This window comes from Sphingomonas sp. HITSZ_GF, assembly GCF_029543155.1.
Taxonomy (GTDB): Bacteria; Pseudomonadota; Alphaproteobacteria; order Sphingomonadales; family Sphingomonadaceae; genus Sphingomonas.
The window spans coordinates 44,164-57,248 of sequence record NZ_JARQXA010000001.1; the positions used below are offsets into that span (position 1 = coordinate 44,164).

Below are 13,085 nucleotides of genomic sequence, written 5' to 3' on the forward strand. Positions count from 1 at the left end.
CTCTATGATTGAAACGCTGCTTGCTAATCGCCTCGAAACCGTCGCTGCGAACGTCTATCCGGATGTCGCGCCGATGAGCTACCAAACGCCATGCGTGGTCTACCAACGCATCGACACGGAGACGATAAACGACCTCGACGGAGGCAGCGATCAAGCGTTCGTGACCTTCCAGATATCGATATCGTCTCCCCGCATTTTGGAAGCCAAAATCCTTGCCCGAAACGTGCGCAATTCACTCCGCACATGGATCGACGATGACGTTGAAGCGGTGTCTTGGATCAATGAGCATTCGACAGTCGATAATAGCACCGATGTTGCTCTACACCGCGTCCTTTTGTTCTTCCGGTTCTTCTGCGCCGAGTGATCCGTAGCCCAGAATAAATACGTCATAACCTCTCAGTTTCAGGAGAAATATGGCGAATAACGTTCTGGTGTCCGCAGGCACCGTTATCAACATCGAAATCGATGGTGACAAAACCCCGATCAAGGGCATCACCGATTTCTCCGGCCTCGGCTCCGGTTCAGCAGCCGTTATCGACACTACCGATCTCGATAGCACCTCAAAAGAAAAGCAAATGGGCACTCCGGATGAGGGCTCGTTCAAGATCGATATGAATTACATCCCGACCGATGAAGGTCAGGCCGGTCTTGACGCGGCTCGCACGTCACGCGCTCTGACCGATTTCGAAGTCGTCAAGGGCGCGGTCAAGTTTGCATTCTCGGGCTTCGTCACCAGCTTCGAAAAGTCGGGTGGCCTCGATAAGCAGTGGACCGCTTCAGCTTCCGTTGAGATCAGTGGCCCGATCACCAAGACGGTCACTCCGTAATGGCGACCCTGCTTTCCCGCAGTGCAATTTTGGCGGCTCCCGTCTCCACCAAGGATATCGAAATTCCTGAGTGGGGCGGGTCCGTCCGCGTCCGCGCGCTGAGTGTATCGCGCCGCGTCGAGTTGCTCGATGCTATCGCTCTGAACGAGCGCGAACATAGCGCATGGACCATTGATCAGTCGAAGCCCGAGGAAGAGCGCGAGGGCCTGACCCGTGTCGATCTTTACGACCAGTCCGTGCTGATCGCATTGTTTGCGATCGTTGACGACGACAACGAGCCGATGTTCAGCGCCGATGACTATGCGGCATTCGGCGAACTTGATTATGCGACGATCGCCCAGATTTGGCATGCGCAGCACGATCTTGGAAAACCGCGTTCGGTCGAAGACGTAAAAAAAAATTCCGGTTGAGTGAGGATAGGCTCTTCCTTTTCCGACTGGCGCGCGAACTCGGGAAGACCATCGCTCAACTCGATTTAGAGCTTAGCCCGGAAGAGTTTACTGAATGGCGAGCATACTACGAACTTGAGCCGTGGGGCACGCTTGTCGAGGATCATCGCTGGCAGACCAGCTATGAGCTTGTCTGGCTCAATAAAGGCTCGGGCTTCATGGGCGATCCTCCCAAATTGCTTGATCGCGATCCTGAGGAAACAGAGCGCCTCATGGCCGAAGCAGCCGCCGCTATAACGCTTGAAGATAAACTTGAAGCATTCTTCGGCCCGAGGGCGATCGAAGTCGTTGGAGAGCCGCCAATAGCCTAAATATCACATGGCTAATATCGGTTCCCTAAACGTCGATCTCACGCTTCAAAGCGCGCAGTTCATCAATGGTCTAAAGCAAGCTTCTGCGGCTACCACCAAGGCCGCTTCGTCGATCTCAAGCGCGATGAATCTGGCCAAGGTTGGTATCGCGGGATTCATCGGCGCTTTCAGCGTCGATATGCTCACCAGCCAAATTCAGCAGGCGTTCGACTACGGCGACGCCATTGTTGATCTCGCAGACCGAACCGGCGCGACAACTAAGACGATTCAAGAATTTCGATACGCGGCGCAGCTTAGCGGCTCGTCGGTTGAGAACGCCGATGCAGCGGTCGAGAAGTTCGCGAAGAACCTCGGTGCCGCGCAGAACGGCAACAAGGCGATGGCGAAGAGCTTCGCCGATCTCGGTGTTACCAGCACCGACACCGACACCGCGTTGCGCCAGACCATGGATGGCATCAGCAAGCTCGGCACCGTCACCCAGCGCAACCAGAAGACGATAGAGCTATTCGGCAAGTCTGCCGGTGATCTCACCTTGCTTCTCGGTGATGGCACCAACGGCTTCGACGCACTCGCCCAAGCCGCCCAGCAATACGGGATCGTGCTCGACGACCACGTTCTTCGCAACGGCGGCAAGGTCAACGATCAACTCGATACGATGAAGATGATCCTGAACGCCCAGATGGCGAACATGATCATCCAGAACGCTGATGCTCTCATGCAGTTGGCGAACGGTTTCATGACCGCTGCGGCTGCGGCGGTGCATTTCTTCTCGGCCATGCAGGTCAACAAGGATATGTCGCTTCAGAGCGGCAATCCTTGGGATTGGGACATGCCATCCATCGTTGGTGGCCGCCTCCAAGGCAAGAGCAACGACGACATTCGCAACGAAGCCCGCGACCGCCTGAAGTCCACTGCGGACGGTCGTCGCGCGCTCTACAAATCGATCGCGGAAGAATACAACCGGCGCAAAGCGGCTGGTGAGGACCCGAATAGCCGCTACATGCAGGCGCTGCGTGGCGAAGGCCAACAGATGATAGCGGCTCATAGGGCAGGCAATGTCAGCCTTAGCCCGCCCGCGACCGGCAACACCGGCACGCTGCCCAAATCTACGGGTGGCGGTTCGAAGAGTAAGGGATCATCGCGCCCGCTCAAGTCCGATGAAGAGCTTGAACGCGAATGGATGCGCGCGTTTATCGACGCGCGTGGCGATCTCTACAGCGCCCAAGCGAACCTCTCGAACGATCCGACCGAGCGTGCCGAACTCGATGCCAACTCTCTGCGCAATCGATACCTGAACAACATCTCGCGGATCGACAGTGATGTCGGCACCGATAAGGAAATTCGCGAGGGCAAGAAGCGCTACACCGAGGCGCAGGCAGAGCAACTCAAAGAGATCGAAAAGGACATTTTCGACGCTCAGTATGATCGCGTAATCCGCGATCGTGATGAAGAGATTGCGAAGGATCGTCTGGCAATCTCCGAGGCAGGGTTGCGCAATGACGCGGACTTGATGTCTGCGGAGATGTCGCTTGCCCGATCGAGCCGCGAGCGTCGCGACCTCTCGCTAAAGATGGTTGAGAACCAGTTCGCATTAGAGAAGCTGCAACTCGAAGCCATCATCGCGTCGAAGACCGCGACAGATGCGGAAAAGAAGATCGCCGAAGAGCGCCTCAAGATGCTGCCGGTGCTCAAGGGTGCGGCGCAGGAACAGGCCAAGCGCCAGACACAAAGCCCGCTTGAACAGTATCTCGATGCGATCCCGAAGACGCGTGACGAGATGAACGATGCACTTGAGAGCGTAGAAGTCGAGGGTCTGAAGTCGCTCGAAGACGGCCTCATGGGAGTGGTCAAGGGCACGAAAAGCGTTGGTGAAGCCTTCTCTGATATGGCCGAGACCATCATCGACGGGCTTCTCAAGATTGCGCTTGAGCAGGCGATTATCAAACCGCTTGGTAATCTTCTCTTTGGCTCCGGAGACAGCGGCGGTGGCGGAATATTGGGTTCGCTTGCGAAGGGCGTTATCAGCGGTTTGACCGGAAAGCGTGCCAATGGCGGCTATTCCGGCGCTGGTGAGTATCTCGTCGGTGAGCGCGGTCCCGAGATCGTTCGCTTCGGTTCGAACGCCAATGTCACACCAACGCGTGCGCTGAAGAATGCAGCGAATGACAATAGCGGCGGCGTCACGGTGCGCATTGACTCGATCGTCTCGAACGACCCCGAGGCGATCCGCCGCGCAACTATGCAGGGTGTCGCGCAGGCGATGCCGATGATTGCGCAGCAGGCGAGCGACAAGACCATCGCGCGGCTACAGCGTCGGGGGCTCTGATCCTAAATATTGGGTGATCTACCCAATAGAATTCCCGGCGCGCGCGCCCTCGACTGAACGCTTGGTTCTCAACCGTCGCCAATCCGGCACGGAGTCCAACTTTACGTTCAAGCAGCAGACCGTTCAGACCGCCTCGCAATGGGTGCTGGAATGGTCGTGGCCCCCGATGACCTTCGCGGAAGCAGAGACAACTTCGGGATGGATACTGTCTTTGAAGGGCCAGATTGGGACCTTCCGCTACCATCCGCGCCAGCGCCTCGCTTCCGCGCTTTCGGGCAAGACGCTGGCGATTCAGGGCTACGCATACAACGACACGATCAGTGTCGGAGGTTGGTCCGCAAATGCTGGTAGTGGCCTGCGGATCGGCCAGTTCTTCCAGTTAGGCGACCAGCTTCTCCGCATCGTCGCGGCGGGAGCGAACGCCGACGCGGCAGGCAAGGTCACGATCAGCTTCGAGCCCGAGCTGCGCCTCAACTACACGAGCGGCACTGCGGTGAACTTTGCCAACCCGAGTGGGACGTTCCGGCTCTCCACCGCCGATGGCCTTGGTTATACGCTCACCCCGGACAAGATGCCCGAGTTCGGGACCATTCAGGCCCGCGAGGTGGTCTGATGCGGCCCGGCACTGACAGCACTGTCCTTGGCGCGATCAGCGCCCCGAGCATCACCACCGCGCTTTGCGCTCGCCTCGATTTCGCGAGCGAGACCGTTTTCCTTTGGACCGGTCTCAATCCGATCACTCCCACGGGCAGCGGCGACAGTAGCCTCGACGGCAACACCTTCGAGCCGATCGCGCACGGCGTCGTGGTGGATATTAGCGAGAATACATACTCCTACACGGGATCGAACGAGTTAACGATCCACCTGAATGTTCCGAGCGATCCCGACATCGCGCTTGCTGCGGCGCAGACCTACCCGGCTGAATATCAGGCCCGCCCGGCCACTATCTGGCGCGCGCTGAAGATCGAGACTGGCAATCCGTTGGCCGAGCCGGTCTGGCTTTTCCGACGCATCCGCACCGGCTCGCTCGATAAGCTTGAGGTGCAAGCCGATGGCCAGATGCACAAGCTCATCTTGACGATCGAGAGCCACCAAGGCCGCATCAGCAACGCATCAAACCAGACCTATCTCGACCAGCGGAAGTTCGATCCCAACGATGCTTCGCAGGACTATGCAGTTGCCTGCGCGAACGGCGATCCCGCACCCTCAACCCCGGCCCCGAATTATCCACCATGGGCACGCGGAGTAATCAGAGAGATGGGATTAGACTAAATATCGGGTGACTGAACTCGCCCGTTATGACGATTGGGAAGCCCGACTTTCCACCTATCTCGATCGCGTAAGAGAAGAGCCCTTTAAGTGGGGATCGCACGACTGCGCGCTCTTCGCCGCTGATTGCGTCAAGGCGCAAACCGGCATCGATCCCGCCGAATCTTTCCGCGACCAATATAGCACTCAGCACGGAGCCGCGATGGCGCTCCGCGAACACGGCGCTGGCACGCTTCTCAAGACAATGAAGACGTGGTTCGGCGAGCCGATCAACGTCCACTTCGCAAAGCGTGGCGATCTCGTCATGCTCAACGCTACGACCACCGGTGTTTGTGTCGGTCGATATAGCTATTTCGTCGGTCGCGAGCAGGGCGTTGAGGGGCTTACGATCCAACCAACGGCGTCGTGCCGATACGCCTTTCGCGTGCCTTTCGAGGCATCCGAATGAGCAAGGTCGTAAAGGTCATCGCGCTCGTTGTGATCGCGGTCGCGGTGATCGTCTTCGCGCCTCAGATCGCGGGCTTTCTCGCTACTACCTTCGGCGGTGCTGCGGTTTCGGCGGCGACGATCGCGGCCATTACCTCGACCATCGTTGGTATTGGTCTGAGTATCGGCCTGACTGCGATCGGCACCCTTTTTCGAAAGAGTGCGAGCCTCAGCCAGTCAATGGCAGATCGCCTCAATACGACTGTTGTTCCGACTGCACCGAGGAAGATTGTCTTTGGCCGAACCGGTGCCGGTGCCGATGTCCGATTCTTCGAAACATATGGCTCGAAGAAAGATCGCTATGTTCAGGTCATCGCGCTTGCCTCCCACAAGCTGAACGCGATCCGCGAAGTCTATTTTGAAAACGACCTTCGTTGGTCGGGTGGCGCTCTCGTCAACAACACAAAGAGCGGGCTCGGTTATATCCGAGCCGTCACCGAGGGTGCGCCGGGCAATGGGCAGGCAAGTGGTAGCGGCGGTTACTGGACCGTAGCCTGCACCTTCACCGGCTGCGGCTATATCGTCGCCGACTTCAAGCTCGACAATGAGGCATGGCCGCAGGGAATTCCCAGCCGCATCACGACCGTGGTCGAGGGCTGCCCGCTCTATGATCCACGCCAAGACAGCACTCGTGGCGGTAGCGGCTCGCACCGGGCTGAAGACCAATCCACGTGGCAGTTCACCAGCGGCTCGGTCGAGATCGGCCGGAACCCGGCGCTTGCACTTCTCACCTACCTGATCGGCTATAGGATAAACGGTCGCCTCGCGTGGGGAATGGGCGTCCCGGTTGCGTCGATCGACCTCGATAATTTCCGCCTCTACGCCAACATTTGCGAAGAGCGCGTCGCCGTTGCGGGCGGGGGCACCGTCCAGCGCTACACCGGCGATGGCATTGTCTCGACCTCGGATACCTTCGAGACCGTCATCAATGCGCTCACCGCTGCGATGGGCTCGTGCAAGCTCACCGACGTTGGTGGCCGCTATTGCCTGATCGGTGGTTACGACGACAGCCTCGGACCCATCCAGTCATTCGACGAGAACGATCTCGTCGGCGGTATTGGCTCGCCAACTCCCTACAATTGGGTGCCCGCTGGCCCAACGCGCGAAACCTACAACGTGGCGCGTGGCCGCTTTGCCGATCCTGCCCAGCTTTACCAGTTGGCGGATTGGGGATCGATAGAGACCAACGATTTGCCCGATGGCATTCCGCGCGTTCTCACGCTTGATCTCGGGTTCGTCAACCGGGCCGAGACTTGCCAGCGCATAGCCAAACAGTTCCTCGCGCGTGAAGCCAAAACACCCGGCTTTTTCAGCGCTGTCTTCGGGCCGAAAGCATTCGCGGTTCAAGTCGGAGACTTGTGCACTCTGAGCCTTCCCTCGCAGGGTTGGAACAACAAACTCTTCCGCGTGCAGGAACAGCACGAGGTGCACGATATGATCTACCAGATGACACTTCGGGAAGAGTCACCTGAAGTCTACGCGTGGGACAAGGATGAGGCTTTAGTTCTGCCTTCGAACCTGCGTCCACCGGGTTACGATCCAAGTCTTCTGATCGCGGTCGATGGACTCACCGTGACGAGCACCACCTATCAAGGCGTCGCCTAAATATCGGGTGAGCCAAGTATCAGAAATAATCGTCAAATGGACGCCGGAAGCATCAGGTCGCGTATCTTCGATCCAGATTCAGAGCCGCATCGCGGGCACGCAGGAATGGACTGAACAAGCCGGTTCATTTGATCCCAAGATTGGCGAATTCCGTTTCACATCGAACGCTCCCGCGACCGATGTTGAAGTGCGCGTCCGCTATCGAATGCTCGACGGAATTTATTCGGGTTGGAGCACAGATCACGTCGTAACCGCGCCCGCTGGTGTAATCATAGGCGAGGATGTGCTGAACGGTGATGGCACCGTTTGGGTGCCCCCGGCGATCGATCTCACTGAAGTTCAAAGCCTCATTGATACGGCTAAGGCCGATCTTGAGGCCAACCTCGCCGATGTCGCGAGCGATGTCGTTGATGCGAAGGATGAGGCGCAGCAGGCCCGCACCGATCTCGCCGCTGAAGTTACTCGCGCACAGGGCGCGGAAGGCGCGCTCAACACCTCGATCGTCTCCGCGCAAACGACCGCAGACGGCGCGGTCACGCTGATCAACGATAAGGTCACGCTACTCACCAACGCAGATACCGCACTGGCCAACCGTTCCGCGACGCTTGAGGCCCAGATGGCGGGCACGCAGGCGAGCAATCTCTCGTCCCGCATCTCTACCGTTGAGACGGCCACGACCGATGGGCGCTTTGCCGCTGCGTCACGCGCGACGGCCCTTGAGGCTCAGCTTGCAGGCACGCAGTCGAGTGCGCTGCAAACCCGCATCTCAAATGAAGAGATCGCCCGGACTGGCGCAGATACGACGCTTGGAAACCGGGCCAGCGCGCTCGAAAGTCAGATGGCGGGCACGCAGGGTAGCGCTTTGCTCACCCGGATCAGCACCGAGGAAACCACTCGCCTAAGCGCCGACACCGCATTGGCCAATCGGTCCAGCTTGCTTGAGAGCACGATCGGCGCAGCGAGCGGGGCATTGAACGCAAACCCTGCCTTCAGCGTCTGGGACAGCGCCAGCGGGCTTCCGTTCGGCTGGGCTTGGTGGACTCCCACGACCCTCACGCGGATCGCGAGCCCCTCCAACGCTGGCGGCTACATTGCCCGCATCGTGACCACCACCGCAGAGGGCGGTTTCTTCCAGACGGTCGCGGGGCTGAATGCGGGCGACTGGTGCGTGATCGATGTCACGGCTTCGCTACAGGGCGGCACGTGGCAGGGGGCAGGCGTCACCATGAGTGGCGTCCAGAATTTCAACTTCGCCGCGCTCGCCGATGTCGCAGGCACCGTGTCGTCGTCGAAGTCGGGTGTTCGACGCTGGTCGTTCCTCTTCCAGACTGATGGCTCTGCGAACTTCCATCCAATGGCGAATTGGAGCGGGTTCGGCACGACCACGGCCAAGACGATCGACTTCTATCGTTGCTCGATCCGACCGGCCACGGCTGGCGAAATCGCGGCACAGAAGGCCAACACTGATATCGGAACGCTGACTTCGCGCATCTCGACCGAGGAAACTACCCGCAGCAATGCCGATAGCGCTCTTGCGACGCGTGCCAATGCGCTTGAGGCACAGATGTCAGGCACGCAGGCGAGCAACCTCTTGTCGCGCATTCAGACCGTGGAAACCGCTACTACTGATGGACGCTTCGCGACCGCATCAAGGGCGGCAACTCTTGAAGCCCAGATGGCAGGCACGCAGGCGAGCAATCTTTCATCGCGAATCTCGACCGTAGAAACTGCAACTACTGATGGTCGCTTCGCGGCGGCATCGAGCCTGTCATCCCTTAGTAGCTCAGTTGGTGGATTGGCTTCCACCGTCTCAACGCAGGGAAGCACGATCGCCGATCTTCAAGGGCGTGCCGCCGCTTATTGGTCTGTGCAGTCGGTGGCCGGTAGTGGCCGCGCGCAGCTTACCGTTCACGCTGATGCCAACGGCGGCGGTGGCGTCGATATCGTCGGCGATGTGAGGATCACTGGCTCTTCATCGACCGGCACCACACTGATTACCGGAAACGGCATCTTTGGCTTCTACGCCAACGGCGTTCCGGCCTTTAAGCTGGGTCTTATCTGATGGCGCAGGGCCTTCAGCTATTCGACACCAACGGCTTCATGTTCCTCGATACGGACTCGTCCGTCGCGTGCGTTCTCGGTTCGGTCGTGGTCGGTGGATCGGATCAGACGCAGAGTGGCAGCTTCACTGATTTGAAGCTCTCGCTCGGTCGCCCGTTTGCGGTGGTGACATCGGTCGAGGTGAATTCCTTCATCGGCTACAAGGTCAACGTATCGATCTCGGGAACTACCGTGTCGTGGAGTTTCCCCGCGAATACCGGTAGCAATCCATATCCGCGCTGCCGGTTCATCTACGGACTGAGGTGATCGGCGGGTAGGTAAATACTGGATGTCAGTCGTATTCCAGACCTTCCGCCCGGATGGCACTCTTCAGCTTGATTCCACGATCCCGCCTTTCTGCTTTCACTCGAAGGCAACCGTTACCACCGTTTCCACTACCGGCTTTTCCCCACATTGGTCGAATTCATCGCCGTCGAGCGCGTTGATTCCGATGACATATGATGCCGATGAGTTGATCGCGGTGCAGATGCCGACCGGCTATGGTTATGCGCGCTATGCCGATCTTCAATACCCCGGAAGTAGCACGTGGTATCATATCTACCACACCGATGCGCCGGTTGGATCGACCGTCACCTATTACAAGTTCGTAAGAGGCACCGACCTTGCGACCGCCTCACATCCAGTTGGTCTCGAACTCTTCAACGAAGCTGGGGTGCGAACCTACGCATCGTCCATGAGGCCCGCCATCATCACCGGTATGGCGAGTAATGTTGGAACGGTCACGACCATGACCGCTGGCAGGTCATATGCCTCGATCGCGCCATCTCTGGCGGGGCACGAGCGGTATTATTTCGACGGTAGCAGCGCGCCGATCGAGAACGACAAAGGGCAGATAATTGGCTGGGAATATTACGGATACTCAGACAGTAAGTTGTATGGCGTTCGGTGGAACAACAGCTATACGGCTGAACTTGTAGGCGTCTCGTTCAGCGACATGAACATCAGCGCAGGCTCGCCGCAGCCCTCATATTCTGAGTTCTTCAACATTCCGATCAGCGACGTGATGTATCTCGATGTGACGGGGCTTTGATCTCCAAGATGATGTTCCGCAGCATCACGAAGCGCGTGGAGTAGGGCGCTCCGAATAAATACATCCATGGGTAATCAGGTAATCACCGCAGACACTATCTCGGTCCATGGACGTGGCTCGCTTCAACTTCCTTTCAAGCTCACCCGGAACGGTGAGCAATTCGATCTATCGACGTTGACGTTAGCATTCGAAGTCGATGGCATCCCTCTTATTGGGACGGTGGTCGCTGATCCGGGCGACCCGAAGGGAATCTTGATCCAACTGACAGGCGATCAGGTCGCCAAGTTGACAAAGCCCGGCACCCGCTTTGCGCTGCGAAACACCACCGTGGCCAACTTTCCCGACGTTTTGTGGGACGGGAAGATCAAGATGTTCGGCTACGCCGATGATCCTGATGCGACGGAGGACGCATAATGTCCGTTAATGTCGATCAGACCACTTTCACCGTCATCGCTTCGTTGGACAGCAACGAAGTTTCGTTGGTTGAGGAACGTCCGACCATCAGCGTCGTGAATGGCGGCGAAGAAGTCGTCATCACAGACATGCGCGGGCCGCCCGGTGCCAACGGCTCGGACGGTGAAGATGGGGCCACGCCCCAACTTCGCAGTAGCGGGGGCTACATTCAGACCAGCACGAACGGTATCAACTGGACCAACCTTGTTGCCCTGTCCGCGCTGACCGGTGCCAAGGGCGATAAAGGCGAGGCGGGCAATACGCCCGATCTTCGGCTCAGCGGCGACTATATCCAGTTCAGTCTCGATGATGGAGCGACGTGGGCGAACCTGATCCAGCTTGCCGAAATTCAGGGTCCTCGCGGTGCGCAGGGCCCGGATGGCCATACGCCACAAATCAGGATCGCCGATGGCTACATTCAGGTTCGCTACTTCGTCGAAGATGAAGAGATCGAATATGAATGGGTCAACCTGATTGCGTTGGCTGATCTCAAGGGCGTCAAAGGTGACAAGGGCGATCGCGGTGACGATGCGGTTATCCCGGCCAATGTTGTCACGACTGACGGCGCGAGCTTCACCGGATCAGTAACCAGCGGAGGTAGCTTCTCTGCCGCTGGTTTACTCTACTCCGGGTCGAGCGGTAATTTCGGCGAGGTTCAGCTTGTCGCGTCCGACATCGCGAACGCGCAATCATTTTCGATGCGGCAAGGTATTATCGGCCAGTCAAACGGGGGCTGGTCCCTCCGCGATCTAACCAACGGCGCGGACCGCATCGAAGTTCAGCCATCGGGAAACGTCAATATACCGGGCGCTCTCTCTCAGGCAGGTAATCAAGTCTGGCACGCGGGCAACTTTGTCCCCGGCGATTATGCTCCGCTTTCGGGAGCCGCCTTCACCGGGGCATTAGGATCGCCTGCATACTATACGGGCGACACCAATGCAGTTTTCGCTTTCAATGGCGGCAATCCTGTCCTCGGGTTCGATAGCGGCGACTACCTCGATTACCAGCGCGGTTCGAACCAGTTTCGTTGGGTCATCGGCAACACTCAGGTTGCATCGCTGAATGCTGGTGGCCTGACACTCGGCGGCGCGGCCACCATTCAAGGAAAAACCAATCTCGCCGCGTCTACAAGCTCGGGTGCATCGCTCAACGTCCCAACCGGCACGGCTCCAAGCTCACCCGTGGAAGGCGACATCTGGCGCGACAGCACCGGGCTTTATCTCCGCAAGTCGGGCGCTACGCGCAGCATCTTGACGAACGATGCTGCGACCATGGCCGGGCGCTTTGTCACCTCCGCGAGCACTACTGGTGGCGCGGGCCTGAATATCCCGCATGGCACCGCGCCGACCACGCCTTCAAACGGTGACGTTTGGACAACCTCGGCGGGTGTCTTCGCGCGCGTCAATGGCGTGACCAAGCAAATCGACGGCGCTACCAGCAACTTCACGTCGAAAGTCAATTTCGCGGCACCGACGACATCAGCCGCGTCGATCAATCTCGGTGTCTCATCGAACACGCCAAGCGCGCCCATCAACGGTGATGTGTGGATGGATGACTTTGGTCTGAACTACATGGTCTACGATACCGTTTATCAGGTGCCGATCTCGGCTGCGGTCCCTTACTTGAGCAATACGTGGACGAACGCCAACACCTACAATGGCCCCTCGGGCAGGATTGTTCTCGCGGGTGTCTCGGGTGGTAAGGGCCGCCTCAATATCGGTTCGGCCACCGCTGGCCCGGCTCTGCCCGATGCTGGTGATATCTGGGCGCAGTCGAACGTCCTGAAGTATCGGAAGGGCTCGACCACCGTTGATATTCTCACCAGTGATCTTGCGATCGGTGGACTCAAGACTGGCACGCTCAACACGGCATGGAATCCTACCAACACGCTTGTCTACAGCTTCGGCATCAACAAACGGATCGAGATCGACGCGAGCGGCACGTCGAGTATGGCTGGCTACAACTACGTGTTCACCTCGGATGACACTGGCGTAACCGATGGTGACAGCTTCGAGATCGTGTTTAGGAACCTTCAGAACGCCGTCTCGATGCGCGTCAACGGAGCCGCCTACATCGCAAAGAGCACCACCGGCAACGGCACTGTGCGGGCGGTATATGTCACCGATCATTGGGTTTATCAGTGGATGGCTGCGCCGCCGACATCGTGAGGCGGGCCCGTGACGACAGGCGGTGGATAGTGCCCGGAGG

At 58.4% G+C, this 13,085-nt stretch carries 14 protein-coding genes; all 14 read left to right on the forward strand.

Features of this window, described 5'->3' with window-relative positions:
• The first annotated feature begins 4 nt into the window (after positions 1-4).
• The 14 genes from P6144_RS00265 (at position 5) to P6144_RS00330 (ending at position 13,045) form a co-directional block, all read left to right on the forward strand.
• The gene (locus P6144_RS00265) at positions 5-364 is read left to right on the forward strand and encodes a DUF3168 domain-containing protein (RefSeq protein WP_277765724.1); all 360 of its coding nucleotides are present in this window, start codon (positions 5-7) and stop codon (positions 362-364) included.
• A gap of 49 nt (positions 365-413) precedes the next feature.
• Positions 414-827 (forward strand): phage tail tube protein, encoded by a 414-nt coding sequence (locus P6144_RS00270; protein ID WP_277765725.1) that lies wholly within the window; start codon positions 414-416, stop codon positions 825-827.
• Entirely contained in the window at positions 827-1,237 is a 411-nt protein-coding gene (locus P6144_RS00275) for a hypothetical protein (RefSeq protein ID WP_277765726.1), read from the forward strand. The genes P6144_RS00270 and P6144_RS00275 overlap by 1 nt, the downstream gene beginning before the upstream one ends.
• Positions 1,234-1,587 (forward strand): hypothetical protein, encoded by a 354-nt coding sequence (locus P6144_RS00280; RefSeq protein WP_277765727.1) that lies wholly within the window; start codon positions 1,234-1,236, stop codon positions 1,585-1,587. The genes P6144_RS00275 and P6144_RS00280 overlap by 4 nt, the downstream gene beginning before the upstream one ends.
• A gap of 7 nt (positions 1,588-1,594) precedes the next feature.
• Positions 1,595-3,913, forward strand: coding sequence for a phage tail tape measure C-terminal domain-containing protein (locus tag P6144_RS00285; RefSeq protein WP_277765728.1), 2,319 nt, complete (start codon positions 1,595-1,597; stop codon positions 3,911-3,913).
• Between the two features lie 61 nt (positions 3,914-3,974).
• Positions 3,975-4,526 carry a hypothetical protein gene (locus P6144_RS00290; RefSeq protein ID WP_277765729.1) on the forward strand — a complete coding sequence of 184 codons (552 nt, stop codon included), beginning with the start codon at positions 3,975-3,977 and terminating at the stop codon, positions 4,524-4,526.
• On the forward strand, positions 4,526-5,185 hold the full coding sequence (locus tag P6144_RS00295) for a hypothetical protein (RefSeq protein WP_277765730.1): 660 nt from the start codon (positions 4,526-4,528) through the stop codon (positions 5,183-5,185). Before P6144_RS00290 ends, P6144_RS00295 begins: the two co-directional genes overlap by 1 nt.
• A gap of 7 nt (positions 5,186-5,192) precedes the next feature.
• Positions 5,193-5,630 carry a hypothetical protein gene (locus tag P6144_RS00300; RefSeq protein ID WP_277765731.1) on the forward strand — a complete coding sequence of 146 codons (438 nt, stop codon included), beginning with the start codon at positions 5,193-5,195 and terminating at the stop codon, positions 5,628-5,630.
• On the forward strand, positions 5,627-7,273 hold the full coding sequence (locus tag P6144_RS00305) for a hypothetical protein (RefSeq protein WP_277765732.1): 1,647 nt from the start codon (positions 5,627-5,629) through the stop codon (positions 7,271-7,273). Before P6144_RS00300 ends, P6144_RS00305 begins: the two co-directional genes overlap by 4 nt.
• 7 nt (positions 7,274-7,280) lie before the next feature.
• The gene (locus P6144_RS00310) at positions 7,281-9,335 is read left to right on the forward strand and encodes a hypothetical protein (protein ID WP_277765733.1); all 2,055 of its coding nucleotides are present in this window, start codon (positions 7,281-7,283) and stop codon (positions 9,333-9,335) included.
• Complete coding sequence (locus P6144_RS00315) at positions 9,335-9,640, forward strand: hypothetical protein (protein WP_277765734.1); 306 nt, start codon at positions 9,335-9,337, stop codon at positions 9,638-9,640. The genes P6144_RS00310 and P6144_RS00315 overlap by 1 nt, the downstream gene beginning before the upstream one ends.
• A 22-nt stretch (positions 9,641-9,662) precedes the next feature.
• On the forward strand, positions 9,663-10,424 hold the full coding sequence (locus tag P6144_RS00320; RefSeq protein ID WP_277765735.1) for a hypothetical protein: 762 nt from the start codon (positions 9,663-9,665) through the stop codon (positions 10,422-10,424).
• Positions 10,425-10,490: 66 nt separating this feature from the next.
• Positions 10,491-10,838, forward strand: a complete 348-nt coding sequence (locus P6144_RS00325) for a hypothetical protein (protein ID WP_277765736.1) — start codon at positions 10,491-10,493, stop codon at positions 10,836-10,838.
• On the forward strand, positions 10,838-13,045 hold the full coding sequence (locus P6144_RS00330; protein ID WP_277765737.1) for a hypothetical protein: 2,208 nt from the start codon (positions 10,838-10,840) through the stop codon (positions 13,043-13,045). Before P6144_RS00325 ends, P6144_RS00330 begins: the two co-directional genes overlap by 1 nt.
• The last annotated feature ends 40 nt before the right edge of the window (positions 13,046-13,085 follow it).

Excerpts from the sequence above, each read along its gene's own strand:
- P6144_RS00265 (WP_277765724.1), top strand. The coding sequence starts at position 5 with ATGATTGAAACGCTGCTTGCTAATCGCCTCGAAACCGTCGCTGCGAAC.
- P6144_RS00270 (WP_277765725.1), top strand. The coding sequence starts at position 414 with ATGGCGAATAACGTTCTGGTGTCCGCAGGCACCGTTATCAACATCGAA.
- P6144_RS00275 (WP_277765726.1), top strand. The coding sequence starts at position 827 with ATGGCGACCCTGCTTTCCCGCAGTGCAATTTTGGCGGCTCCCGTCTCC.
- P6144_RS00285 (WP_277765728.1), top strand. The coding sequence starts at position 1,595 with ATGGCTAATATCGGTTCCCTAAACGTCGATCTCACGCTTCAAAGCGCG.
- P6144_RS00295 (WP_277765730.1), top strand. The coding sequence starts at position 4,526 with ATGCGGCCCGGCACTGACAGCACTGTCCTTGGCGCGATCAGCGCCCCG.
- P6144_RS00305 (WP_277765732.1), top strand. The coding sequence starts at position 5,627 with ATGAGCAAGGTCGTAAAGGTCATCGCGCTCGTTGTGATCGCGGTCGCG.
- P6144_RS00315 (WP_277765734.1), top strand. The coding sequence starts at position 9,335 with ATGGCGCAGGGCCTTCAGCTATTCGACACCAACGGCTTCATGTTCCTC.
- P6144_RS00320 (WP_277765735.1), top strand. The coding sequence starts at position 9,663 with ATGTCAGTCGTATTCCAGACCTTCCGCCCGGATGGCACTCTTCAGCTT.
- P6144_RS00325 (WP_277765736.1), top strand. The coding sequence starts at position 10,491 with ATGGGTAATCAGGTAATCACCGCAGACACTATCTCGGTCCATGGACGT.
- P6144_RS00330 (WP_277765737.1), top strand. The coding sequence starts at position 10,838 with ATGTCCGTTAATGTCGATCAGACCACTTTCACCGTCATCGCTTCGTTG.